Annotated in this window: 22 protein-coding genes; 6 read left to right on the top strand and 16 right to left on the bottom strand. The window is 66.1% G+C overall.

What is annotated here, in order from left to right:
- Positions 1–230: 230 nt before the first annotated feature.
- The 4 genes from QRN16_RS19460 to QRN16_RS19445 all read right to left on the bottom strand — a co-directional run bounded on the left by QRN16_RS19460 (position 231) and on the right by QRN16_RS19445 (position 3,574).
- Positions 231–1,097, bottom strand: coding sequence for a sugar phosphate isomerase/epimerase family protein (locus QRN16_RS19460; RefSeq protein ID WP_285189212.1), 867 nt, complete (start codon positions 1,095–1,097; stop codon positions 231–233).
- Between the two features lie 61 nt (positions 1,098–1,158).
- Positions 1,159–1,434: a GntR family transcriptional regulator gene (locus QRN16_RS19455; protein WP_285189210.1), complete on the bottom strand. Its 276-nt coding sequence runs from the start codon at positions 1,432–1,434 to the stop codon at positions 1,159–1,161.
- A gap of 69 nt (positions 1,435–1,503) precedes the next feature.
- The gene (locus tag QRN16_RS19450) at positions 1,504–2,463 is read right to left on the bottom strand and encodes a substrate-binding domain-containing protein (RefSeq protein ID WP_285189325.1); all 960 of its coding nucleotides are present in this window, start codon (positions 2,461–2,463) and stop codon (positions 1,504–1,506) included.
- A 130-nt stretch (positions 2,464–2,593) separates the two neighbouring features.
- Positions 2,594–3,574 (bottom strand): LacI family DNA-binding transcriptional regulator, encoded by a 981-nt coding sequence (locus QRN16_RS19445; protein WP_285189323.1) that lies wholly within the window; start codon positions 3,572–3,574, stop codon positions 2,594–2,596.
- 180 nt (positions 3,575–3,754) lie between these two features.
- Here QRN16_RS19445 and QRN16_RS19440 point away from each other — a divergent pair, with 180 nt between their 5' ends.
- From QRN16_RS19440 to QRN16_RS19430, 3 genes are all read left to right on the top strand, one after another.
- Entirely contained in the window at positions 3,755–4,930 is a 1,176-nt protein-coding gene (locus tag QRN16_RS19440) for a Gfo/Idh/MocA family protein (protein ID WP_285189209.1), read from the top strand.
- A gap of 31 nt (positions 4,931–4,961) precedes the next feature.
- Positions 4,962–5,960: a sugar phosphate isomerase/epimerase family protein gene (locus tag QRN16_RS19435; RefSeq protein WP_285189208.1), complete on the top strand. Its 999-nt coding sequence runs from the start codon at positions 4,962–4,964 to the stop codon at positions 5,958–5,960.
- Between the two features lie 845 nt (positions 5,961–6,805).
- Positions 6,806–7,423 carry a hypothetical protein gene (locus tag QRN16_RS19430; protein WP_285189207.1) on the top strand — a complete coding sequence of 206 codons (618 nt, stop codon included), beginning with the start codon at positions 6,806–6,808 and terminating at the stop codon, positions 7,421–7,423.
- Positions 7,424–7,555: 132 nt separating this feature from the next.
- On the opposite strand, the gene QRN16_RS19425 is transcribed toward QRN16_RS19430, so the two are convergent.
- Positions 7,556–8,458 (bottom strand): oxidoreductase, encoded by a 903-nt coding sequence (locus tag QRN16_RS19425; RefSeq protein ID WP_222640292.1) that lies wholly within the window; start codon positions 8,456–8,458, stop codon positions 7,556–7,558.
- Positions 8,459–8,538: 80 nt separating this feature from the next.
- On the bottom strand, positions 8,539–9,300 hold the full coding sequence (locus QRN16_RS19420) for an SDR family NAD(P)-dependent oxidoreductase (RefSeq protein WP_285189206.1): 762 nt from the start codon (positions 9,298–9,300) through the stop codon (positions 8,539–8,541).
- Positions 9,301–9,402: 102 nt separating this feature from the next.
- On the opposite strand from QRN16_RS19420, the gene QRN16_RS19415 reads away from it, so the two are divergent.
- Positions 9,403–10,254, top strand: a complete 852-nt coding sequence (locus tag QRN16_RS19415; RefSeq protein ID WP_285189205.1) for a helix-turn-helix transcriptional regulator — start codon at positions 9,403–9,405, stop codon at positions 10,252–10,254.
- 994 nt (positions 10,255–11,248) lie between these two features.
- Here QRN16_RS19415 and QRN16_RS19410 read toward each other — a convergent pair.
- The gene (locus QRN16_RS19410; RefSeq protein ID WP_285189204.1) at positions 11,249–11,686 is read right to left on the bottom strand and encodes a cytochrome P450 family protein; all 438 of its coding nucleotides are present in this window, start codon (positions 11,684–11,686) and stop codon (positions 11,249–11,251) included.
- 553 nt (positions 11,687–12,239) lie between these two features.
- Between QRN16_RS19410 and QRN16_RS19405 the strand changes: the two genes are divergently transcribed.
- Positions 12,240–12,614, top strand: a complete 375-nt coding sequence (locus QRN16_RS19405) for a hypothetical protein (RefSeq protein ID WP_285189203.1) — start codon at positions 12,240–12,242, stop codon at positions 12,612–12,614.
- Positions 12,601–13,524, top strand: a complete 924-nt coding sequence (locus QRN16_RS19400; RefSeq protein WP_285189202.1) for a LysR family transcriptional regulator — start codon at positions 12,601–12,603, stop codon at positions 13,522–13,524. The genes QRN16_RS19405 and QRN16_RS19400 overlap by 14 nt, the downstream gene beginning before the upstream one ends.
- On the opposite strand, the gene QRN16_RS19395 is transcribed toward QRN16_RS19400, so the two are convergent.
- From QRN16_RS19395 to QRN16_RS19355, 9 genes are all read right to left on the bottom strand, one after another.
- Positions 13,525–14,394 carry a hydroxyquinol 1,2-dioxygenase gene (locus QRN16_RS19395; RefSeq protein WP_285189201.1) on the bottom strand — a complete coding sequence of 290 codons (870 nt, stop codon included), beginning with the start codon at positions 14,392–14,394 and terminating at the stop codon, positions 13,525–13,527.
- 9 nt (positions 14,395–14,403) lie between these two features.
- Positions 14,404–15,474 carry a maleylacetate reductase gene (locus QRN16_RS19390; protein WP_285189200.1) on the bottom strand — a complete coding sequence of 357 codons (1,071 nt, stop codon included), beginning with the start codon at positions 15,472–15,474 and terminating at the stop codon, positions 14,404–14,406.
- Positions 15,471–16,178, bottom strand: coding sequence for an alpha/beta fold hydrolase (locus tag QRN16_RS19385; RefSeq protein WP_222650851.1), 708 nt, complete (start codon positions 16,176–16,178; stop codon positions 15,471–15,473). The genes QRN16_RS19390 and QRN16_RS19385 overlap by 4 nt, the downstream gene beginning before the upstream one ends.
- Positions 16,175–16,972, bottom strand: a complete 798-nt coding sequence (locus QRN16_RS19380) for an SDR family NAD(P)-dependent oxidoreductase (protein ID WP_285189199.1) — start codon at positions 16,970–16,972, stop codon at positions 16,175–16,177. The genes QRN16_RS19385 and QRN16_RS19380 overlap by 4 nt, the downstream gene beginning before the upstream one ends.
- A 50-nt stretch (positions 16,973–17,022) precedes the next feature.
- A complete protein-coding gene (locus QRN16_RS19375; RefSeq protein ID WP_222650849.1) occupies positions 17,023–18,228 on the bottom strand; it encodes a VOC family protein in 1,206 nt (401 codons plus the stop codon).
- Positions 18,229–18,230: 2 nt separating this feature from the next.
- On the bottom strand, positions 18,231–19,247 hold the full coding sequence (locus QRN16_RS19370) for a fumarylacetoacetate hydrolase family protein (protein ID WP_285189196.1): 1,017 nt from the start codon (positions 19,245–19,247) through the stop codon (positions 18,231–18,233).
- Positions 19,248–19,287: 40 nt separating this feature from the next.
- Entirely contained in the window at positions 19,288–19,680 is a 393-nt protein-coding gene (locus tag QRN16_RS19365; RefSeq protein WP_042574437.1) for a nuclear transport factor 2 family protein, read from the bottom strand.
- Positions 19,677–21,155, bottom strand: a complete 1,479-nt coding sequence (locus QRN16_RS19360; RefSeq protein WP_285189188.1) for an aldehyde dehydrogenase — start codon at positions 21,153–21,155, stop codon at positions 19,677–19,679. The genes QRN16_RS19365 and QRN16_RS19360 overlap by 4 nt, the downstream gene beginning before the upstream one ends.
- Positions 21,156–21,310: 155 nt before the next feature.
- Positions 21,311–22,150, bottom strand: coding sequence for an HpcH/HpaI aldolase/citrate lyase family protein (locus QRN16_RS19355; protein WP_285189186.1), 840 nt, complete (start codon positions 22,148–22,150; stop codon positions 21,311–21,313).
- Position 22,151 lies beyond the last annotated feature (1 nt).

Raw genomic sequence — 22,151 nt, 5'->3', positions numbered from 1 at the left:
TCCCTGTTCGCGGCGGACGAGGTGTCCCGGCCGCGGGCGGACCGGCTGCGTCCACATTCGCTGACCGAGGTCGTCGGGCAGAGCCACGTACTTGCAGACGATGGTCCGATCGGCCGCATGGTCGCGATACGACGACTCGCGTCCATGGTGCTGTGGGGCCCACCCGGATGCGAGAAGACCACCATCGCAGGCCTTTCGCCGAGCAGACCGGTCTCACGTCCGAACCGCTGTCAGTACTTCTCGACGTACCGGGTCATCGTCTCGAGCTGGTAGCGGGAGACGTCGTGGGCGTTCTCGTTCTCGGCGAAGACGCTCGACACCATGACGGTGTCGTTGTCGTAGAACCCGAGTGAGCCGAGGCCGCCGAAGAACTGGTCCCAGTCGACGTCTCCGTCGCCGATCTTCAGGTGCTGGTGCACCCGCACCGCGTTGCCGGGTGGGTTGGTGATGTACCGCAACCCGTGCGAGCGGTGATGATCCATCGTGTCCGCCACGTGCACCAGACGCACCATGTCCCCGGCGGCGGCCATGATCGCCGGCAGGTCACCACCCATGTGGAACTGGTGGCACGCCACGATCACCATCCCGATGTTCGGGGAGTTGATCCCGCGGATGGTGCGGATCGCGGCGAGCCCGTCCTCGACGAAATCGTCCGGATGCGGATCGATCAGGATGTCGAGACCCTCGCGCTCGATGATGGGGACCAGTTCCTCCATCGACCGGTAGAACGCCCGCTCGGACTCCTCCGGCTTCTCCGGTCTGCCGGAGAACTCGGTGTTCATCGTCGACACGCCGAGGTCGACGGTGATCTGGATGGCGCGTTTCCAGTACCGCACGGCCGCCTCGCGGGCGTCCTCGTCGGGGCCGGACCAGCGCAGCACCGGCAACACCGAGGCGATCCCGACGCCGGCGTCCGAGCAGGCCTTGCGGAACTTCGCGACCAATCCGTCGTCGGCCTTGGGATGGTTGAAGAAGGGGATCATGTCCACGTGTGGGGTGAGCTGCAACCACTCGTACCCCAGATCGGCGACCACGGCGGGCAGCTCGAGCAGCGAATGCGAATGATGGAACGGCGTCGGATCGAGTGCGATCTTCATGAAGTGTCCTGTACTGATCGGGAGTGAGCGTCTACCTGATCTCGTTGGTGCACAGCAGTAGTCACGAGGCCAGCGACCGGGTGGCGGGCGGAGGGGTTCTGGCGATGAGGTCCCCGGATTCGCCTCGCTGTGCGTAACCGTCTCGGACGAGCACGCGCTGAGCGTGGATGACGGTGTCGCGGGAGACTCGCAATCTCCGCGACAAGGAGCGTGCACTCTCCAACGTGTCGCCGTCGCCGAGTGCTCCGGAGTCGATCAACTGCCGAACCTGTTGCACCATCTGGTGATAGATCGGAACAGGGCTCGAGGTGTCGAGTTCGATGCGGTGATGCGGCATGGCTGTGTCGCTCGTACGGTGTCGTCCGCGCCGGGATCGATGCAGGTGTCGGCGCGGACGTCCCGAGTCCTAGCGAGTGCCGCCGGCGGCGAGGTCGGCGATGGCGTCGATGTTGGTGGCGTCGATGAAGGACGGTCCCGTCAGCACGGCCTGCCCGCCGCCGAGGGTGTTCTTGTTGTTCAGGTAGAGCCAGAGCGAGTCGACCGCCAGGTATCCCTGCAGGTAGGGCTGCTGGTCGATGGCCCAAGCCACGTCCCCGGACTTCACGGCGTCGACGAGCGCACCGTTGGTGTCGAACGTCGCGATCTCGGCGTCACTACCTGCGGCGCTGCGTGATTCGACGGCGGCGAGCGCGATGGGCGCGCCCAGCGTCAGGACTGCATCGATGGTCGGATCCTGCTGCAACTTCGCCTGGATGGTGGCCTGTACGGACGGCAGATCCTGGCCGTTGACGTTGAGGTTCTCGATCTTCCCGCCGAAGCCCTCCGCGACACCGGCGCACCGCGCTTCGAGCGACACCGCTCCCTGCTCCTGAATCACGCAAACGGCGCTGGTCGCACCGTCTGCCTTCAAGCGCTCACCGGCGGCGATCCCCGACGTGCGCTCGTCCTGACCGAAGTACCCCTGAACCCCCATGTCCTTCCAGTTGTCGTAACCGGAATTGAAGGCGACGACGGGAACGCCGGCAGCGACGGCGGCTTCGACGTTCGGTTGCATCGCATCGGGTTTGGCCAACGTGACCGCCATGGCGTCGACGCCGGAGTCCAGCGCATTCTGCACGAGGTTCGCCTGATTCGGCGCCTCGACCTCGCCGTTGTACTGCAGGTCGATGTTGTCTTTGGCGGCCGCCGCTTCCGCGCCGCGCCGGATCAGATCCCAGAACGTGTCACCGGGAGGGGCGTGAGTGATCATGGCGATCGTGGCACGCGGAGTGTCGGCAACGCCGGCGTTCGCACCTCCGTCGGCCTGGTCGGGAGCGCCACCGGAGCTACTGCACGCGGTGAGTGTGGTGGCGGCAGCGAGTGCCATGGCGACCGCAGCGCGACGTGTGGAGATCACGAGGAGTCCTACTTTCCCAGGAGGTAGACGGATCTATTTGACCGGTCTAGTAGCAGAACTATGACGTGGCACACAGGGCACTGTCAAGAGGCGGGTCAGGTCAGGACGGGACGGGACCCGACGTCGAACGCACGACCAGACGTGGTCGCAGCACGACGGACCGTGGTTCGGTCCGCCCGTTGTCGAGTCGATCCACCGCGGCGTCGACGGCACTGACGGCCTGCTCGCGTGCCTCCTGGCTCACCGATGTGAGATCCACGTGCGCGAGCTGGGCCAGCACGCTGTCGTCGTATCCGGTGACCGACATCTGTTCGGGCACAGTGACTCCTGACCGTTGCAGTGCATCGAGTAGACCCACTGCACTGCGGTCGTTCGACGCGACGACGGCCGTGGGGCGCGTGGCTCGCCGCATGACGGCCGCGGCAGCAGCCACGCCCGAAGCCTCGGTGAAGTCACCCTCGATGATGTCCACGTGGGCGTCGAGGCCGTGGCGGTGCATCGCTCGCACGTAGCCGGATCGCCGGTCCACCGCGATCGGGTTCGACCCGCCCGTCAGATGAGTGATGCGCTGATGGCCGAGCCCCACGAGATGGTCGACCACCGAGCTCATCCCGCGGAGATCACCGGCGCGGACCACGTCCACGTCGGGCCGTGCCAGGCGCCGACCCACCGACACGATGGGCACGCGGGCGTTCCACAGGCTCAACAGCTCGGACTCCACCTCGGGACCGAGAAGTACGACTGCCTCGCAACGGAAGTCGAGCAGGGTGTTCATCACCGCCTCTTCCCCGTGCGTCGGAGTGAGTGCGCCGAGGACCACCTCGTATCCGCGTTCCGACGCGTGCTCGACGAGGTGCTCGACCATCTCCGCGTGAAAGGTGTTGCGAATATTCGTCATCACGCCGAGTAGGTGCGTGCGACGCAGGGCGAGCAGTGCCGCACTGCGGTTCGGCCGGTAGTCGAGCTCCGCCGCGACCTCCATGACCCGCTCACGCGTCGCCGCGCTGGGCCCCTGAACGCCACGAAAGATCATGCTCACGAGCGCTTTCGACACCCCTGCTCGATCGGCGACGTCCTGCATGGTCGTGGTGCGGGAACGGCCTCCGCCGCGGGACACCGAGCTGTCGGACACGCGGATCCCCTCATCGGTCGGCGGGCAGCACCCTTGACAGGGGCGCGATGCGACTCTCATAGTAGACCTACTAGACCGGTTCAATAGACCGAGTCAGTCCTCCACCACGAATCTCAGAGAGCAGTTCTCATGACCCACGACTCGATCGGCGTCGCCGTCATCGGCGGCGGTATGGCCGGCCGCGCCCATGCTGCCGGATACCGCATGGCATCCACCCTCTTCGGCACCGACCGGCCCGACGTCCGCCTCGTCGCCGTCGCCGACACGAATGCCGCAGTAGCCGACGACACTGCGAAGCGTTACGGGTACGAGCGCGCCGAGTACGACTGGCAGTCGATCGCCGTCGCCGACGACATCGACGTGGTCAGTGTCGTCGTCGCGAACCACCTGCACCGCGAGATCGTCGAAGGTCTGCTCGCCTCCGGCAAGAACGTTCTCTGCGAGAAGCCGCTCGCCGGGTCGATCACCGATGCGGAGGCAATGGTCGCCGCCGCGTCGATGTCGTCCGGTATCGCCACCGTGGGATACACCTACCGCCGCTCCCCTGCCGTCCAAGCCATCGCCGACGAGCTCGCAGCCGGCCGCCTCGGCGACATCGTCCACTTCGACGGCCGGTACCGCGCCGACTACTCCCTCGACCCCACCGGTCCCATGACCTGGCGCTACCGCGGCGGCCCCGGCACCGGTGCGCTCGCCGACGTGGGCAGCCACCTCATCGACCTCGCCGAGTACGTCGCCGGGCCCATCACCGAGGTGCGCGGCGCCCAGTTCGCCACCGTGATCGGCGAGCGGCCCGTTCCCGTCGGCGTCACCTACGGACACACCAAGGCCGAGACCACCGGCGACATGGCCCCCGTCGAGAACGAGGACGTCGCCACCTTCACCGCGGCGTTCGCGGGCGGATTCGTCGGCACGTTCTCCGCCTCGCGTGTCTCCCATGCGAACCCGGACGGACTGTCCTTCGATGTCTTCGGCACGAAGGGATCGGCCTCCTGGGCGCTCGAGCGCGCTGCCGAATTCCACATCTCGACCACCGACATCGACGACGCCGTCAACGGCCGTCGCCAGGTGATCGTCGGACCCCAGCACCCCTACATCCGGGGCGGACTACCGATGGACGCCGGCGGCGTCGGCCACGGCAAGGCCGAGTTCTTCGCCTACCAGGCACGCGCCTTCCTCGACCAGGTCTCGGGAATCGACGGCCTGCCGCCTCTCCCCGACTTCACCCACGGGTTGCGCGGTATGCAACTCGTCGCCGCGATCGCCGAATCCGCAGCGAACAACGGCACCGCCGTCAAGATCTGACCACCCGACCACCACACACAGAGGACCAGCCATGAAGCTCGGCGTCTACAACGCGATCCTGCACGACAAGCCACTCCCGGAGGCGCTGGCGACCATCGCCTCCCTCGGGCTCGAGGGCATCGAGATCAACTCCGGCGGGTTTCTCCCGCCGGTCCACATCCCCGTCGACGACCTCCTCGCCGGAACCGTCAGTCCAGCTGACTATCTCGCGACGTTCGAGGGAACGGGCGTCTCGATCCAGGGACTGAACTGCAACGGAAATCCGCTGCACCCCGATCCCGAGGTGGGACCGGAGGACGCCGACGATCTCCGCAAGTCCATCCGCGTCGCCGGGCTGCTCGGCATCGATCGCGTGGTCACCATGTCCGGCCTTCCCGCCGCGCATGCCGGCGGCGCCTGGCCCGCGTGGCACGTCAACACGTGGGACTCCGGCTATCTCGACTCGCAGGACTACCAGTGGGACGAGGTCGCAGTGCCATTCTGGAAGGAGATCGATGCCCTCGCCCGCGAGCACGGTGTCAAGGTCGCCATCGAGATGCACCCGCAGAACCTGGTCTTCAACCCGCCGACCATGAAGCGACTCGTCGACAAGGTCGGCGCCACCCACGTGGGCGCGGAGATGGATCCCTCGCACCTGTTCTGGCAGGGCATCGACCCGGTCAAAGCTGTCGAATGGCTGGGGCCGTTGGTGTTCCACGCCGCTGCGAAGGACACGCGCATCAACCCGAACTGCGAGATCTACGGCGTACTCGACGATCGCTTCACCCGCATCCCCGCAGACCAGAACCCAGTGGGCCTCGGCGGCAAGCACGTGGTCAACAAGTGGCCCACAGACTCGGCCTGGGACTTCGTCGCCGTCGGCAACGGGCACGACACCGCTTTCTGGGCACGCTTCCTCGAAGCCCTGTACAAGATAGATCCCGACATGGCCGTCAACATCGAGCACGAGGACACCGCCTACGGAGCCCTCGAAGGTCTGGAGATCGCGGCAGAGACCCTCAAAGAAGCGGCCCGGAGGGCAGGCGTCTGAGATCCGCACGTTGCGCGACCCAGCATAGATCCGCTCGGTGGACGGCCGGACTCACAGCGTGAGTCAGCCGAGGCGGGTTCGTCACGGTAGGTCGCGCGGTCGAGCTCTGGGTCGGACCGGGCGACGAGTCAGGAAGGTACCCGTCGAACAGGATGCGTCGGCATCCGTCGAGTTCCGATGTCGGCGCACTCGTCGACCGGGCCGGTCAGAGCCGTGACTGCTGTCGATGTCGCCAGTCAGGCGCAGGAACCTGCGACTTTGCACGGCCGAGCGCGGCATTCCACTCACTATGTTGGTTGCTGACTCTCCGATCAATGATCGAGAAAAGCCGAAATGGGAGCGCAGAAGTCGTTCCACACCGTAGGCGGGCAGGCTCACGACCACGACCGTCACGCCCGTCGTTTTCTGACAGAAGCATCGAGTGCGCCGCCGCGTTGGTGTGGTGTCAACCTCTGTGAGCGATGTCAAGCACATTGCGACAACGAGTGACATCGGGGGCGTACCGCCCATCTACGCGAAGCGAGCGGCCGCCGCGAAACCCAGGTCACAGCGACTGAAGATGGAGCCTCCTGTCAGGATTGAACTGACGACCTTTCGCTCACAAGGCTTCGACGACCCGATCAAGTGGATTCACCTGGACTCATGAATACCGGCCTGAGCTCTGTGTTCGTCCATCAGCGTCCGTCCCGGTCCACCTCCGTCCGTCCCGACTTGTGACACTCTCGTGACACCGAGAAACCGTCGGTTCGTCCTCACTGGATCTGTAATCGCATGCTGCACAGAGTATCTCGTAGTCACTGGATCTGCTGACATCACGCCATTCGGCGTCGTCCACGAGAGTCGTCGTGATCGACGACATCGTCGTCGGAACCGTCAGGATCGAGTGGATCGGCACGCCATTTCCACTCGATGACATGATCGTCGATCGAATGGTTCTGACACCGGCTCATATCGTGCAGCCGCGGAGGGCACTCGCCGACGCGGAACATCTGCCTGCCGGCACGACGACTCGAACCGTGGCAATAAGTATTTCGCTTCCGGCGCCAGCAGCGACGGCTCACCGCCTCGTCGGCACAGCAAGTTCGCCTACCACCAGACCACGACTACCCGTCCGGTCGTCGATGCGACCGACCTCGGTGCTCGGCGACCTCCTCGCGGGCGAACACCCACCCGACCACGACAACGTTGCCGACCTCGTGCGCATCCGAACGTTGGACGACATTTACAACGGAGCCGAACTGGTGTCGACGCTGGAGGTCTACCGCGACTCCGGAACGCTCCGGAGCGCAGCAGGGCTAGTGAACCTGCACCACAGCAGCGTGGCTCACCGCCTGACCACGTTGTCACGGCACCTCGGTTTCGCGGTGGACCTGCCCGAGAACCGGGCGCGGACAGAGGCTTGGATGATGGTTCACAGAATGCGAACTCGTGAGGGGTATCCGCACGCGCGGAGACCCAATTGAGCCGGCACCGATGTGCTGGCTGGTCCCCGGAATCACCCGGTTCGCGAGTCCGATGGGAAGCTGGTCTCCGCTGTGACGCGACTGCCTGTGAACAGCATCTCGGCAGCGTGCTCCCCCCGGGCAGTGGAGCCCTCAGGCAATCGGCGGGTCCCGGCGCAGGCTCGTGTAGCTCACCCCGGTCAGCTGCTCGGACAGATTCCACAGGGCGGTCGCGAGCTTCAAGTCGCGCGAACGCTTACTGGACGAGACGACTGTCGGATGGCCGCGCATCTCCCGGAACCCGTCGGGTCCGATGTACGAGCCTCCCTCGACGCCGGCGACCGTCGCCGCGTACAGCTGCGGCAATGCTCCCATGTTCGAGCTCTGACCGATGACGCCCGCTCCCAACGAGAAAATCTTGTCCAGGGCGGATTCGGTGTGGGACGCCAGGTTCGTGGACGAGATACCGGGATGCGCCGCGACGGAGACGACCGAGGAGCGCGCTTCCGACAGGCGCCGCTGAAGCTTGTACGCGAACAACAGATTCGCCAACTTGGACTGGCCGTAGGCAGCCCAGCGACTGTAGCGGCGGTGCTCGAAGTTGGGATCGTCGATCGAGATGTGTCCGCTCGTGTGCGCGAGACTGGAGAGCGTGACGATCCGGTCGGAGATGCGGTCGACGAGCAGTCCGGTCAACGCGAAATGGCCGAGGTGATTGGTCCCGAACTGCATCTCGAAACCGTCGGCCGTCTTCTTCTGCGGCAGCGCCATCACACCGGCGTTGTTGACCAGGACGTCGAAGGGCTCGGTTGCGTCGGCGAAGCGTCTCACGGAGGCCAGATCGGCGAGATCGAGCTCGCGAACGGTCGCAGTCGGCCCAATCTCGCGGGCGACATCCTCTCCCCTGTCGGTATTGCGACACGCGAGTACCACCTCCGCCCCACGAGCACCCAGGGCTCGGGCCGTGGCCGCACCCAAGCCACTGTTGGCGCCGGTCACGACGAAACGCCGCCCCGTCTGATCCGGGATGTCTGCGGTCGTCCACGTCGAGGTCACCGGTCCGAGAGTAGCCGTGCGCGGCGGGTCACTCGGCGAACTGCAAAGGTGCACTCCACGAGAACCTCAGCCACGGCCGCCTAACGGGTTGCGGTGATGCCACCGTCCACCGGAATCGTCGCCCCGTGCAGGTAAGCCGCCTCATCCGAGACCACCCACGCGATGGCCGACGCGATCTCTTCCGGCCTACCCGGACGTTGGGCCGGAATGCCGGCCGTCATCTGACTGATGACGTCGCTACTCGAGTCGTTGATCGGAGTGCGCGTGGCGCCCGGCGCAACAGTGTTCACTCGCACCCCTTGCGGTCCGAACTCGGCGGCCCAGCTTCGAGCGAGCTGAGCTTCGGCCGCTTTCGTGGCGGAATACAGGCCGACGAATGCATGGCCCACCGTGGCCATCCACGACCCGATGACCACGATCGCGCCGGTGCCTCGTTCGGCCATTGCCGGCGCCAGGGCTGCGGTGAGAACATGCGGTGCCCGGACGTTGACGGCAAGTGTCGCTTCCAGATCGGCGTCGGTGAGGGAGACGGTGTCGACGGCGGGGCACAGAGCCGCGTTGTGCACCAGGATGTCGACCCGCCCGTCGAGAGCGGTGGTCCACGCGGCTGCCAGCGCACGCAGGTCGGCAGGTGACGCGGCGAGATCGCCGTGCACGAACGCGGCCGATCCGCCGGCGCCTTCGATCTCGGCGACCAGATGCGCACCACGTTCGGCGTCACGCCCGGTGATCACGACGCGAGCGCCACGGGCCGCGAGTTCGCGGGCGGTGGCGGCGCCTATTCCGCTTGTCGATCCGGTGACGACGGCGGTGCGGTCGGACAGATTCGATGGGTTGCTCATGACGACCAGTCCACAGTGCGATCACAAAACGCACCAGGGCGAGCACTGCCTGGTCACGCCGTGACCAGGCAGTGTCCGGGATGTCTCCGTAGTCTCGGCAGGGTGCCAGCAGACAGATCCGCACTCGGGGCATTCCTCCGGTCCCGACGTGACGCACTCACGCCGGCAACGGCGGGGATTGCGCCGTTCCCCGGACCGCGGCGCGTTCCGGGCCTGCGCAAGGAGGAGCTCGCGGTGCTCGCGGGACTGAGCCCCGACCACTACAGCCGGTTGGAGCAGGGTCGCCAGCACACGGTCACCGACGACATCGTCGACGCCTTGAGCCGGGCCTTGCGCCTCGACGAGATCGAGGACGCTCACCTCCGGAATCTCGCCGCTCCGCTTCGCCGGAAACGCTCGAGTGCGTGGGAGTCTGCGCAGCGTCCCGATCCTGGTCTTCTCCGGGTGCTGACCATCATGGACCACGTTCCTGCGCTCGTCCTCGGGCGCCGCTCGGAGATCCTGGCGTGCAACACGCTGGCGCGGGCAGTCCTGGGGGCAGAGATAGACGCGGGCGCCGTGTTGGTGCGCTGGCTCTTCTTGGATCAGCGTGCGAGGGAACGAATCGTCAACTGGTCCGATTACGCGTCGGCCGCGGTGGGTGCGATGCGTTACGAGGTCGGACGCCACGTCGCGGACGCCCGATTGACGGTTTTGATCGACGAATTACGTCTGGCAAGTGGAGACTTCGCCCGGTGGTGGAATGATCACGGCGTAGCGAATCGCACGTCCGTCGACAAGATGATCGCTCACCCCATGGTAGGCCGACTCGCGTTCGGCATCGAATCTCTCGTGTCGCCCCTCGATCCGGAGCAACGCTTGATCATCTACACCGTCGAGCCCGAGTCGTCTACTGCTCGGGCACTTCCGATGTTGGCGTCGTGGGGCCCGGCATCCGCCGAGTCGATGGGCTGACGCGGGGACGATCACACGATCGGCCGGTCCCGCGCGGGTGGTATCGGCAGTACCTTCGACTGTGCCCAGATCGTCTCGTCGTTCACCGCCGCAACCTCCACGGGTCCCGACACGTTCGTCACGCGGGTGCCTAATACGTCTCGTCCGAAAGCCGAGCCGCACTCCTGCGCATCACGCTTCGCCCATTGGCTCGACTCGGTGACGTGGAGGTCCACAATGTCGCCGACCACCGGTAGCCGCCGCGGTGGATGCGGCAGCACGCGGTCGGATGCTCGTACAGGTCTCACGGTGTTGTCACTCATTGGTGCTCCCCCTGCGATGAGTCGGTGGGCGGAGTGACAGGCCCGAAGCGGGCAGCGCACTGTCCACCGAGGTCCGCACATCCACGCCATCCGCTGACACAGCTGGAAGCGAGTAGAAACCGTCCACAAAAGTCCTCGAGGATCCACGGACTGTCCGCGCGCCTGCCCAAAATCCACCGACAACCACACACGCCCACCTAAGTCCACCGAATGAGTGACGAACAAGTTGTGACAACTCGTGGCATCGAGCGGCATTTCGGCAGTTGTCGCAGGTGCGTGGATTCCCCTGGACCTCGGCGGACCTGCAGGGACGTACCGGCACGAGTCGTGAAACGAGAGGTCAGATCATGCTATTCCGGGACATTTATGCATGTCAGCACATATCGAGAGCCTTCTGTCAGGATTGAACCGAAGACCGCTCGCTTACAAGGCGTCGACGACCCGATCAGGTGGATTCACCTGGACTCACCAAAACCGTCCTGATCTGCGTATTCGTCCATCACCGTCCGACCGGGTCCACCTCCGTCCGTCCCGACTTGTGACACTCTCGTGACACCGAGAATTCTCTACGTCGAACCCAACAAGTCTGTATCGCACTGCTGGGCAGTCTATCTCGTTCACGGAAGATCATGTTTGACGGGCAAGGCGGCAAGGGCGGTTTCGGCCACAGGCACCGGTGCGCCGGAGCCCCATCAGCTACTCGGCACTCCGCACTCGGCGAAGGCACACAGGTTCCCGCGGAACGGTACCGGGTTACCCCGCGCAGCGAACATCGCTATCGCTCGGTCGCGTACTTCCGGAACGAGATCGTCGTCAATTCCGACGAGTCGACAAATCGTCTCGGCGGGAACAGCATTCGCGAGATCAGCAACGAGGTCGGCCCGACCGCCGGGCATCACCTCGTCGAGGTGCTTGTCCACGTCGGCGCGGACCATCGGTTCGAGAACGTCGACGACGTGTGGCGTCACCGCTTGGTCGCAGAGCGCACGCCAGTCTCCGTGACGAGGCGGATCCATCTCCAGAGCCGCGAGCGACGGCCGCGGGAGAATCGGACGGAGAACCTGCGGCTCCGACGAGAATCGCCGGTGATCCGCCGCGGCCGCTCGGACCGTCGTATGGTCCAACATCATGTGAAACTCGCCGTGCTCGTCACTGTGCGCGACCGGGCATCGAGACCGAGCGTCGTCGAACAGTTCCACGACGCGCTTCGGCGTCATGGCATGCGCGCTCGAGCCATTGATGTCATCCGAATGCATGTTTCAGTCGTGGTCACGAAGGCTCCTCGAGAGGTGGGTGTCGGCGTCGCGTCCGTGTCTCTGTCGACGAGCACCCGGCTGTTCATGTGACGTGGACAACAGCCCACCATCGGGTCGGGCCTCGGTCCATAGACAGGAACGTTTGCCTGACCAAGCGCCCGACTCATAGGGGTCTCCTTCATACCGTTCAGGCATAGTCCCCTGCGCAAGTTCGCCCAGGTCCTGCTGGGGTGATCGCTGCAACACTGGACACATGGATAATCCATCGCGCACCACGCTCGACGGCATCGGGTTCCGCACTGTCTCCCAGACGCGGAGGGCAACCCTCTCGACGGCTCCTCGACGATTCCACGTCGCGCTCGACCTGCAGGCGACCGATCCCGCGATCCACCGTGTCCGCGCCACCGATCTGCGCCGCGCGGCAGCGATGTACGACGACCTGAGCGATCAGGCCGACACCGTCGTCGCTGTTCTGGACGTCGAGTTCCTTATCGCGCCGACGGCTCGAGCCGCCTTGGTCGAATATCGCGATCGCGGACTCGACGTGAACGATGCGACGACCGTTCGTTACGTCGGTACACCCGGAGGACTCGCTGGGCTCATCGCCGACATCGGCGCGGCAAGTGTGGCCGACGGGGTCATACTCATCGGTCTGGATGATGGAGAATCCACCGAATTACTCTCGTCCACAACGCTTCCTCGCCTTCTGCAGGACGGTATCGTGGACGCTGACACCGTGGACGCAGTACGTGCCGCGGCCGCCGTCACTGCGAGAGAGAGCGCGTCACATGGAGGTTCGTGAGCTGGAGTGGTTCGTCGTGTTGGCGAGGACGGAGAATGTGACCAACGCGGCGACACAGCTCCATGTCAGCCAACCGACGTTGTCCAGAGCGCTCGCCAGAATAGAACGTCAACTCGGTGTGAAGCTGTTCGACCGCAATCAGAATCGGCTACGTCTGAACAAGTACGGCGAGATCTACCGGGCACATGCCGAGCGCGCCATGAAGGAGCTCACGCAGGGCGAAGAACGCATCCGCACCCTCGTCGACCCGCACAAAGGCGTCGTGTCGTTGGGGTTCCTGCACTCTTTCGGCGGATGGCTCGTTCCGTCGTTGCTCGATCGCTATCACGTGCAGGCGCCACTCACGTCGTTCGAATTGGAAGGGGGGGCTGCCGATTCCATCGTCGAGGCAGTGCGCTCGGGCCGGATCGACATCGGCTTCGTCGCACCCCGACCCGTGGCCGAAGACCTGGCGTGGGTGCGACTGGGACGCGAGCTGCTGTGTCTCGAGGTGCCACCGGGTGACGAGTTCGCCGATCGGGAGTCCATCTCGATCGCCGAGATCTCGACGCGTCCCATGATTGCACTCGGACAGAGCTACGGGCTACGACACGTGGTGGACAGATTGTTCGACGACGCCGGGTGCATACCGTCGATCAGCATCGAGGCCACGGAGCTGTCCACGCTCCGCGCCCTCGTGCGCCACGGGAGTGGGATCGCGATCGTTCCGGTACCGCGTTCGGATCAGCAATCTCCCACCGTCACGGTGCCGATCAGCGACGCCAACGCGTTCCGCTCCTACGGCGTCATCACCCGGAACGACGGTCCGACAGGGAGTGCTGCGCGCGCATTCCTGGACTTCGTGACCGGATCGTACGACGAGTCTTTGCTCGACGAGCCGACCACGGCCTCGCCGGTCCCGACGGCCTGACTACGGCGACGGTGCGAGCACGATGTCGAAGGTGACCTCGCTCCATGTCGACACCGCGCGACCGTCGGGCGTCGGAACGCCCTCGCGACGTACGAACTGCTTGATCAACGACTCCTTGACGCCGAACACCGCATCTTTCCAGCCGATCTCGTCACCGTCGACGAAGATGTGCGTGACCAACCGGCGATAGCCGTCGGCAGTGACCATGAAGTGCAGGTGGCTCGCGCGCATCGGCGACCGTCCCACCGCGGCGAGCATGCTCCCGACGGGGCCGTCGTGCGGAATCGGGTAGGGCGTCGGAGTCAGCCCCCAGAAGCGGAACGCGCCGTTGTCGTCCGAGAACAGATGCGCCCGGGCGGCCGTTCGATCGTCGTCGTACTGGACGTCGTACAGGCCGTCCTCATCCGCTTCCCAGACCTCGATCCGCGCGCCGACGACCGGGCGGCCATCGGTCCCCCGGACGGTTCCTCTCACCCAGCACGGCTCACCGGCCGCGCCGAACGACATGTCACCGCCCTGCTGGATCGCTGGGGCCCCGTCGACGAAGAAGGGGCCGAAGACTGTGGCCTCGGTGGCATCGGCCACCGGGGGGTTGTTCATGCCGATGACCTGCATGGACAACCCCAGCACATCGGACAGCAGGATGAACTCCTGCCGGGTATCGGTGCACGTCTGCCCGGTCCTGGTGAGGAAGTCGATCATCGTGTTCCACTCGGTCTCGGTGAGTCGGAGCTCGCGGGCCGCGGCGTGAACATGGCGGGTCACCGTCTGCATGACCTGCTTCAGCCGGTCGTCGGGCGCACCGTCGAACGACCGCACCACGGTGTCGACGAGCATCTGCTCTCGTTCTGCCTGAACAGGGTCGGACATGGTCGCTCCTCAGTTGTCGTGATGTCCCACAGGGGCACCTGCCCACGCGGCGCCGATCAGCGCACGAAGCATCGCTGGGTCGACAGGACGCGGAGTGGACGGTGGTACCAGTGCCGCGACCCGCGTTGCAGCACCGTCGATGCCGCCCTCCGGCATACCGAGTTCCCGCAACGATCCGACCACACCGAGCTCCTCGCGCAGGGCGAACAGGCCGGATGCGGCGTCGGGGCCGCCCACCGCGTGTGACACTCGCGACGCGGCATCCGGAGCCGTCGACGCGAACAGATCCATGACGTACGGCAGCACGACGGCGTGGGTCTGCGCATGGGCCAGATCGAAGGCACCGCCGAGCACATGGCAGATCTTGTGGTGCAGTCCACTCCCCGCCGACGCGAATGCGACGGCGGCCAGATAGGCGCCGTACAGAGTGCGTTCGAGTGCATCAAGGTCGTCTGCGTCGGCGGCGATCCCACGGAGCCCGGGAACCAGTGCCCGGATTCCCTCGGTCCCCAGCGCGGTGTTGATCGGGTCGGCGCGAGGTGCCCAGAAGCCGTCCACCGCGTGCGCGAGGGCGTTGAGTCCCGACGCCACGGCAAGGTCGGCGGGCAGCGTCGCGAACAATTCGGCGTCGTAGACGACCGTCCGAGGGAGCACCGCCGGACTCGACCCGGTGGTCTTCCGAGCGCCCGCGGTCTGCCCCCACACGTCGGTTGCCTCGGATCCGGCGAATGTCGTCGGAACCGCGACGATCGGTGTCCCGGTGTCGCGAGCGACGTACTTGGCGAGTCCGGTGGCGGACCCTCCACCGATGGACACCACCAGGTCGACGTTCTCGCTCCTGGTGAGCGCCACGGCTGCGTCGCCGTGTTCCACGGGTACGTGCTGGACGATCTCGCCGATCCTGGCGACCACCGGGATCCGTGTCGCCACTGCGTCCGCCACCGCAGCCACCGAGGTGTCGGCAACGAGCAGAACCCGAGCGCCGGACAGTGCGGCGACCGCGGCCTCCACGTTGTCCACGACGCGACCGTGCTGGAACAGCACTCGCTGCGCGAGGGTGGTGTGGTCGAAGGCCATCATGTTCGCACCACGGAGTGGGTCAGCGCGGCGTGCCAGCGAGAGAGGTTCGCGGCGACGGATTCCGGTGCTTCGAGCGTCGACAGATGGCCCACTCCCGCGAGCACGACCAGTTCCGCGGCCGGGACCAGGTCGGTGACCTCACGCCCCAGGACACTCGGTGTGATGGCGTCGTCGGTGCCGGCGATCACCAGGGTGGGCACGGTGAGAGACGTCAGTTCGTCCCGGCGATCGTGTCGGGTCATCACGGCGACCTGCTGGGCGACGAGGACGTCCTCGCCCAGGTCGCGTGCCATCGTCGCGGCAAGATCGGCGACCTCCTGCCGACGGGGTGCTACAGCACCTGACATCGCGGTCACCGCCTCGTCGAAGCGACCCCCGCGCACCATCTCGATGATGCGACGAGAGTTCTCCCGACGCCCGGCGTCCGCTGCGATCGCAGACGAGTTCAGCAGAGCGAGGCCGTACACCCGCGGTGACATCCGGAGCGCTACCTCGAGGGCTACGTAGCCTCCCATCGAGTTCCCCGCGACGGCGAACCGTGGGGGGCATTGCTCGAGGACGCTGTCCGCCATCGCCGAGATCGATGAGCCTTCTCCGCGAATCACGATCGTCTCGATCGAGTCCGCCAGCAGGTCGGCGACGGGCTGCCAGAGACGTTCGTCCGACCCGAGTGCGGGGACGAAGACGAGCGGGAGTGCTGTCATGTCGCTGCTCCGTCGACTGCCAGGATGCATCCCGATGTGAAGCCCGCGTGCTCGGACACCAGATAGACCACCGCTTCGGCTATCTCCGATCCGGTTCCGGTGCGGCCGAGCGGTATCGCTGCTCGCGTGGCCGCCTGTGCATCGGCGGGGAGCGCATCGAAGATGTCCCGTACTCGACCCGCGTCCGGGAGGACCAGTCCCGGAGACACCGCGTTGACGGTGATTCCGGTGGTCCCCAGGTCCTTCGCCAGCTGCTTGGTGAGACCGTTCACGGCGGCCTTCGACGCGGCATAGGGCAGACGTGCACCGACCGTCCCCGAGGGGCCCGAGAGCCCCTTCGCCACCGCCGACGAGAAGTTGACGATACGGCCGTAGTCGTGTCGGAGCATGAGCTGCACCGCTTCTCGGCTGCAGAGAAACGCACTGGTGAGATTGTTGTCCACCACCCTGCGCCACACGTCCACCCCGAGATCCGCGAGTGAACGCACCGGGTCGGTACCGCTTCCTCCCGCAGTGTTGACCAGGGCGTCGAGTCGGCCGAAGCGTTCGTCGATCTGCTGGAACGCCGCCACGACGGCCGCCTCGTCCGCGAGATCGGCGACGACGGTGACGACCTCGATGCCGGGGTGCAGTTCCTCGATGTGGGCTCGGGTGTTCTTCAGGCCCGTGTCCTGCAGGTCGAGGAGAGCCAGTGAGAAGCCCGCTCTCGCCAGACGTTCGGCGATCTCGGCTCCCAGGCCCTGTGCGGCGCCGCTGACGGCGGCGACGCGGGTGACGGTGGTGTGGTCGGACACGGATCTCCTATGACGTGATGTGAACGGACGGGTTCGCCGAGAAGCGGACATCAGCCGAGCGGACCCCAGAAGGTCTCGCCGCCGTATGTGTCGGACATCGGCTCCAGGGTCTCGGGCCACACGCCGGCCTCCACCACGCGACGACCCGACTTCGGACGCACGGCACCGTCCCAGCCGACCTGCTCCATGTAGTAGTAGAGCTGCATGACGTGTCCGTCCGGTGACACCGCGTGCAGGACGTAGTCGATGCCGGGGTGGATCTCCGGCGGGAGGTCGACGAGCTTCACGCCCCTGCCCTCCAGGAAAGTCCGTGCGGCCCGCAGCTGCTCGTACGATCCCACCTGGACACCGAAGGCGAGCAGCGTCGTCTCGTCACCCAACCCGAGCGGCTCGCGTGCCTCGACGGGGAACAGAGCGATGCTGTGGTGCTCGGTGTTGGCACGCAGGAAAACGGCGCGATGGCCGAGTACCGACGTCTCCTCGGACACGACGAGGCCGAGCGTCTCGGTGTAGAAGCGCACAGCGGCATCGAGATCGGAGACGAAGATGCTCACGGGGCCGATGCGTACGGGCTTGAACGGACGGGACAACAGCACGCCCCCCACGTCGTGCGTCTTGGGGAGAGTGTCGACCCACCGGTGTCCCGAGGTCAGATCGATGCCGGCCTTCTCCGCATCGTCGAGCTCGGTTCCCTCCGAGCGGGTGGGCAGCGCCGGATGCTCGTTCGCCCACGGCCACATGATCTCCGGCTTGCTGACCCCGTCCCAACCGACCTGCTCGATGCCGTACTCGAGTTCGTTCGTGTGACCCGTCGGATCCGGGAAGTAGGTGTGCCAGTTGGACCCCGGATCGCGCCCGTACCGGTCGACCTTCGAGCCCTGCTCCTCGAGCCACAGACGTGCCTCGACGACCTCGCGCAGCGAACCGACCTGCCACGTGATCTGGTTGACCGTGATGTCGTCCCGAGCCGGGCTCTCGTTCTTGTCCACCCAGGCCCGCGGCATGAGCACGAGGGTGTGATGGTCGCTGTTGTGGCGCAGGAAGTAGATGCGGGTGTCCGGGAGACCGTCGAGCCAGGGTCCCGGGTCGTACTTGTTCAGGTCGAGCATGTCGGCCACCACGAATCCGAGAAGGTCGCGGTAGAACGCCACGGCGTCACCGGTGTCGGCGACGCTGATGCCGAAGTGGTTGAGCCGACGGATCTTGAACGGGCGGTCGTACGTCACTCCGCCGACGGAGTACTTCTTCGCGGCCACGGCTAGTGCCCCTTCCGCGTTCCGGTGACGGTGTTGGTGATGGAACCCAGTGCAGCCGAGCTGATCTCGACGACGTCGCCGGGTCTCAGGAACTTGGAGTCGTCGTCGAAGCCGCCGTCCGCGTTCTTGGTGCTCGAGTCGACTGCGGTGCCCTTCGGGGTGCCGCCGCTGATGAGATCTCCCGGGAACAGGGTGGAGTCACGGGAGAGGTACTCCCCCAACGCGGCAAACGAGTGGATCATGGATTTGGTACTACCGCTCTGCCGGACCTCACCGTTGACGCGTGCCTCGACGGGAATGTCCTGCGCATCCAGTCCCTCGTCGACGACGATCCACGGACCGACGCTCGCCGCACCGTCGAAGTTCTTCGAGTACTGGAAGTCCGGGCCGAAGGAGATGTTGTCTCGGATCGACCAGTCGTTGACCAGGGTGTAGCCGTAGATGTACTGGTCGAAATCCGCTGCGGCGATGTCCTTCCCGCGCCGACCCAGGACCACGGCGACCTCGGCCTCGTAGTCCAGCAAGTCGGTGCGGGCGGGGTAGGACAGATCGTCACCGTCCGCGGACACCACTCGGGGATCCTTGATGAAGTACTTGGGCCCACCCGACACCAATCGGTCGAGGGTCGCCTTGTCGGTTCCACTCGACGTGTTGTCCGCTGCCGCCTGCATGTGGTCCGCGAAGTTGGCCAGCGCGGCGAAGATGCGCGACGGGCTCTCGATCGGCGCGTGCAGCGTGACCTCGCCGAGGTCGAATACCAGTTGCTCCCCGTCGACTCCCCTCGTATCAGGTCGCTCGGCGAGGTGATCTAGTGCCGCGCGGGCACCGGCCAACGCGCTGTCCCCCTGCTCGATGAACGAATTCAGGTCCGACGGGACTTCGTGATCCGCTCGTGCCGATGCCCGTGGGCTCGGCTCCTTCTCCGTCAGGTAGGCGATATAGGCCGCATGGAGGTCGACGACAGTGCCGTCGACGACGGCTCCCACGCGGCGGTGCGGTCCGAAAACTGCGATCTTCATGAATCTCCCTGTAGTGGTGAGTGAGTCAGTGGTGACCGAGTCACGTCGTCGGTGCGGACGGATCGACCCCGACGTCGTCGAGCAGGCGTCCTCCGGCGGGTGTGAGGCTGTAGATCGCCAGAGAGGTGATCAGTCCGTCGCGCACCGTGAAGAAGTCGCCGAGGACGACGACATTGCCGTTCACGTCGAGGTCTATCTCCACGGCGACGTCGTCGCCGTCGACCAGCAGACGACGCGGCGACGGACGCATCGTGGTGGTGCCGTTCAGCCCACCCTCGTACATCCGCCCGATAGCTGCGGATCCGGTCAGGGTGCCGGCGGCGTTGCTCAGCACCGCGTCGGGTGCGAAGAGCGCGGTCACTGCGCCGGCGTCGCCGGCGGTGACCCCGGCGAAGTATGCGGTCACGACATCGGCCGGCGACTGGCCGCTCATGCGTCGAGGTAGCGCGTCGAAGCGTAGACCGACTGGTACTCCAGATACGCGTTGATCCCCTCGGGACCGAGTTCGCGTCCGAGGCCGGAATCCTTGAACCCGCCGAACGGTGCACCGAGATCCAGTGTGTAGTAGTTCAAACCGATCGTCCCGGTGCGCACCTGACGGGCTACCGCCAACGCCCGGTCTTCGTCGGCGCTCCACACCGAACCGCCCAGCCCGTAGTTGCTGTCGTTGGCCATCCGAACGGCGTCGGCGTCGTCCTCGAACGGGATCAGTGCCATCACGGGGCCGAACACCTCTTCGCGCGCCAGGCGATCGCCGTTGTCGACGTCCGCGAAGACCGTCGGCTGCACGAACCAGCCGCGGTCGAGATGTGCAGGACGGTCGCCGCCCGCGACGAGGCGTGCACCGGAGTTCTTGGCGATGTCGATGTAGCCCAACACCTTGTCGCGATGGCCGCTGGTAGCCATCGGGCCCATCGTGGTGGCGGCGTCCAGGGGATCACCGAGCACGTAGGAGTCGGCGAAGTGTCCGATGGCCTCGACGACCTCCTCGTACCGCGACCGGGCGACGAGGATCCGCGACTGTGTGGTGCAGGTCTGGCTGTTGTTGAGGAACGACGCGTTGTCCAGACCCGCGAGCACCGTGTCGATGTCGGCGTCCTCGAGGACGATCGCGGCGGACTTGCCACCGAGCTCCAGCGTCGATCGCCGAAGCAGTCGTCCGCACTCCTGACCGATGATGCGTCCGGCCTCGGTGGAACCGGTGAACGCGATCTTGTCGACCAGCGGGTGCGACACCAGTGCGGCACCCGCGTCACGGTCGCCCAGGACGATGTTCAGGACACCCGCCGGGAGGCCGGCCTCGAGGGCCGCATCGGCGAAAACATAGGAATCCAGGGCAGTTTCGGGCGAGGGCTTGAGAACGACGGTGCATCCTGCGGCCAGAGCGGGCGCGATCTTGAACATCGCGAGCGCCTGCGGGAAGTTCCACGGCGCGATCGCGCCGACAACACCGACAGGGAGACGACGGACGATGGTCGAACCCGCCTGGCTCGGTCGCACCGACTCGAGCGGAAGCGCCTCCACGATGTCGGCGTACATCCGCAGCAACGCTCCGGGCGCACCGCCGTTGAGTGCGTGCGACAGACCGAGAATCATGCCGTTCTCGCGGCTGACCAGGGTGGCCGTGTCTCCGGCTCGCGCGTCCAGGGCGTCGGCGAAGGCGCGCAACACGGTGGCGCGCTCGGCCGCGGTGGTGCGGCCCCACGGGCCTTCGTCCAGTGCCCGACGGGCCGCGCGGACGGCGCGATCGATGTCGGCCTCGTCGGCGAGAGCAGCGACGCCGAGGCGTTCACCGGTGGCTGCTTCGATCTGGTCCCGCAGCTCGATCCGCACGGGATCGACCCACTCGCCGTCGATGAAGAAGCGGGTGCGATCCAGACTGCTCGGCCTGTCGACGGTGACGGACATCAGGGATTCTCCTCGGTACTCGGAACGAAGGGCGACGACCGCGGAGTGAGACTCCGGTCACTGTCGAGTCTGTGCGCCGGCACACAGTTGCTGCAATGCCAGGATGTTCCCGGCCACCATGCCTGGGGCGTATCACTGCAGTTCCGGCGCTCGCGCTATCCGGCCGAAGACGGCGCGGAACCCACGCCGGCGGAGTGCAGGACGCGGTGAGCGCGAGCAAGCACGGGCGCGTCCACCATGAACCCGTCGACATTCACGGCAGCCCCCGACAGGGCAGCCGCGACGATCCTGCGCGCGGCCTCCACCTGATCGTCGGAGGGCGCGAACGCGCGCCTGGCCGGGTCGACCTGCGACGGATGAATCAAGAGTTTGCCGCCCATACCCATCTCCTGCGCATGCCTGATGTCGTCGGTGAGAGCACTCACGTCGCCGAGCGCTGTGGTGACTCCGTCGATCGGCGGGGGCTTGCCGCCCAATCTCGATGCCAGGACCAACCGGGACCGGGCGTGCATCATCGCCGCCCGAGACGGTTCGGCGCCGAGATCGACGGCGTAGTCCAGGTGGCCGAACGCCAGCCGCGCCACGTCCGGGTCGCGCGCGAGAGCAGCCGCGCAGTCCAGGCCCGCGGCCGTCTCGACCAGCGCGACTGCCCGTCCGCGCACGCTCCGCTCGATTCCGGCCCAATCCACGGTGACGTCCGCCTTCGGAACCATCACGCAGCACAGGCCCGCGACGTCGGACAGAGCTTCGATGTCGTCGTGGTGATGATCGCTCGTGACCGCATTGACACGGACACAGCCGATTCCGCCCTCCGACAGCCAGCGCACCACGTGTGTGCGCGCCGCGGCTTTCGCCTCCTCTGCGACGGCGTCCTCGAGATCGAGAATGACCATGTCGGCGCCGGCGCGCGCGGCTTTGTCGAACCGCTCGGGGCGATCTCCGGGAACGAAGAGGAATGTGGAGGCGTGGTCGACCGACGGTCGATCGGACCTCACG

Source organism: Rhodococcus sp. MEB041, from assembly GCF_030208955.1.
Lineage (GTDB): Bacteria > Actinomycetota > Actinomycetes > Mycobacteriales > Mycobacteriaceae > Rhodococcoides.
Note: the sequence above shows the minus strand (reverse complement) of the source record. Positions and strands in the feature narration are given on the sequence as shown.

Coding starts and splice junctions, on each gene's coding strand:
- QRN16_RS19455 (WP_285189210.1), bottom strand. CDS start 1,434: ATGCCGCATCACCGCATCGAACTCGACACCTCGAGCCCTGTTCCGATC.
- QRN16_RS19390 (WP_285189200.1), bottom strand. CDS start 15,474: ATGATGGCCTTCGACCACACCACCCTCGCGCAGCGAGTGCTGTTCCAG.
- QRN16_RS19400 (WP_285189202.1), top strand. CDS start 12,601: ATGGAGGTTCGTGAGCTGGAGTGGTTCGTCGTGTTGGCGAGGACGGAG.
- QRN16_RS19360 (WP_285189188.1), bottom strand. CDS start 21,155: ATGTCCGTCACCGTCGACAGGCCGAGCAGTCTGGATCGCACCCGCTTC.
- QRN16_RS19460 (WP_285189212.1), bottom strand. CDS start 1,097: ATGAAGATCGCACTCGATCCGACGCCGTTCCATCATTCGCATTCGCTG.
- QRN16_RS19450 (WP_285189325.1), bottom strand. CDS start 2,463: ATGGCACTCGCTGCCGCCACCACACTCACCGCGTGCAGTAGCTCCGGT.
- QRN16_RS19395 (WP_285189201.1), bottom strand. CDS start 14,394: ATGTCCGACCCTGTTCAGGCAGAACGAGAGCAGATGCTCGTCGACACC.
- QRN16_RS19370 (WP_285189196.1), bottom strand. CDS start 19,247: ATGAAGATCGCAGTTTTCGGACCGCACCGCCGCGTGGGAGCCGTCGTC.
- QRN16_RS19410 (WP_285189204.1), bottom strand. CDS start 11,686: ATGATGTTGGACCATACGACGGTCCGAGCGGCCGCGGCGGATCACCGG.
- QRN16_RS19420 (WP_285189206.1), bottom strand. CDS start 9,300: ATGAGCAACCCATCGAATCTGTCCGACCGCACCGCCGTCGTCACCGGA.
- QRN16_RS19385 (WP_222650851.1), bottom strand. CDS start 16,178: ATGACAGCACTCCCGCTCGTCTTCGTCCCCGCACTCGGGTCGGACGAA.
- QRN16_RS19445 (WP_285189323.1), bottom strand. CDS start 3,574: ATGCAGGACGTCGCCGATCGAGCAGGGGTGTCGAAAGCGCTCGTGAGC.
- QRN16_RS19365 (WP_042574437.1), bottom strand. CDS start 19,680: ATGAGCGGCCAGTCGCCGGCCGATGTCGTGACCGCATACTTCGCCGGG.
- QRN16_RS19405 (WP_285189203.1), top strand. CDS start 12,240: ATGTACGACGACCTGAGCGATCAGGCCGACACCGTCGTCGCTGTTCTG.
- QRN16_RS19435 (WP_285189208.1), top strand. CDS start 4,962: ATGAAGCTCGGCGTCTACAACGCGATCCTGCACGACAAGCCACTCCCG.
- QRN16_RS19440 (WP_285189209.1), top strand. CDS start 3,755: ATGACCCACGACTCGATCGGCGTCGCCGTCATCGGCGGCGGTATGGCC.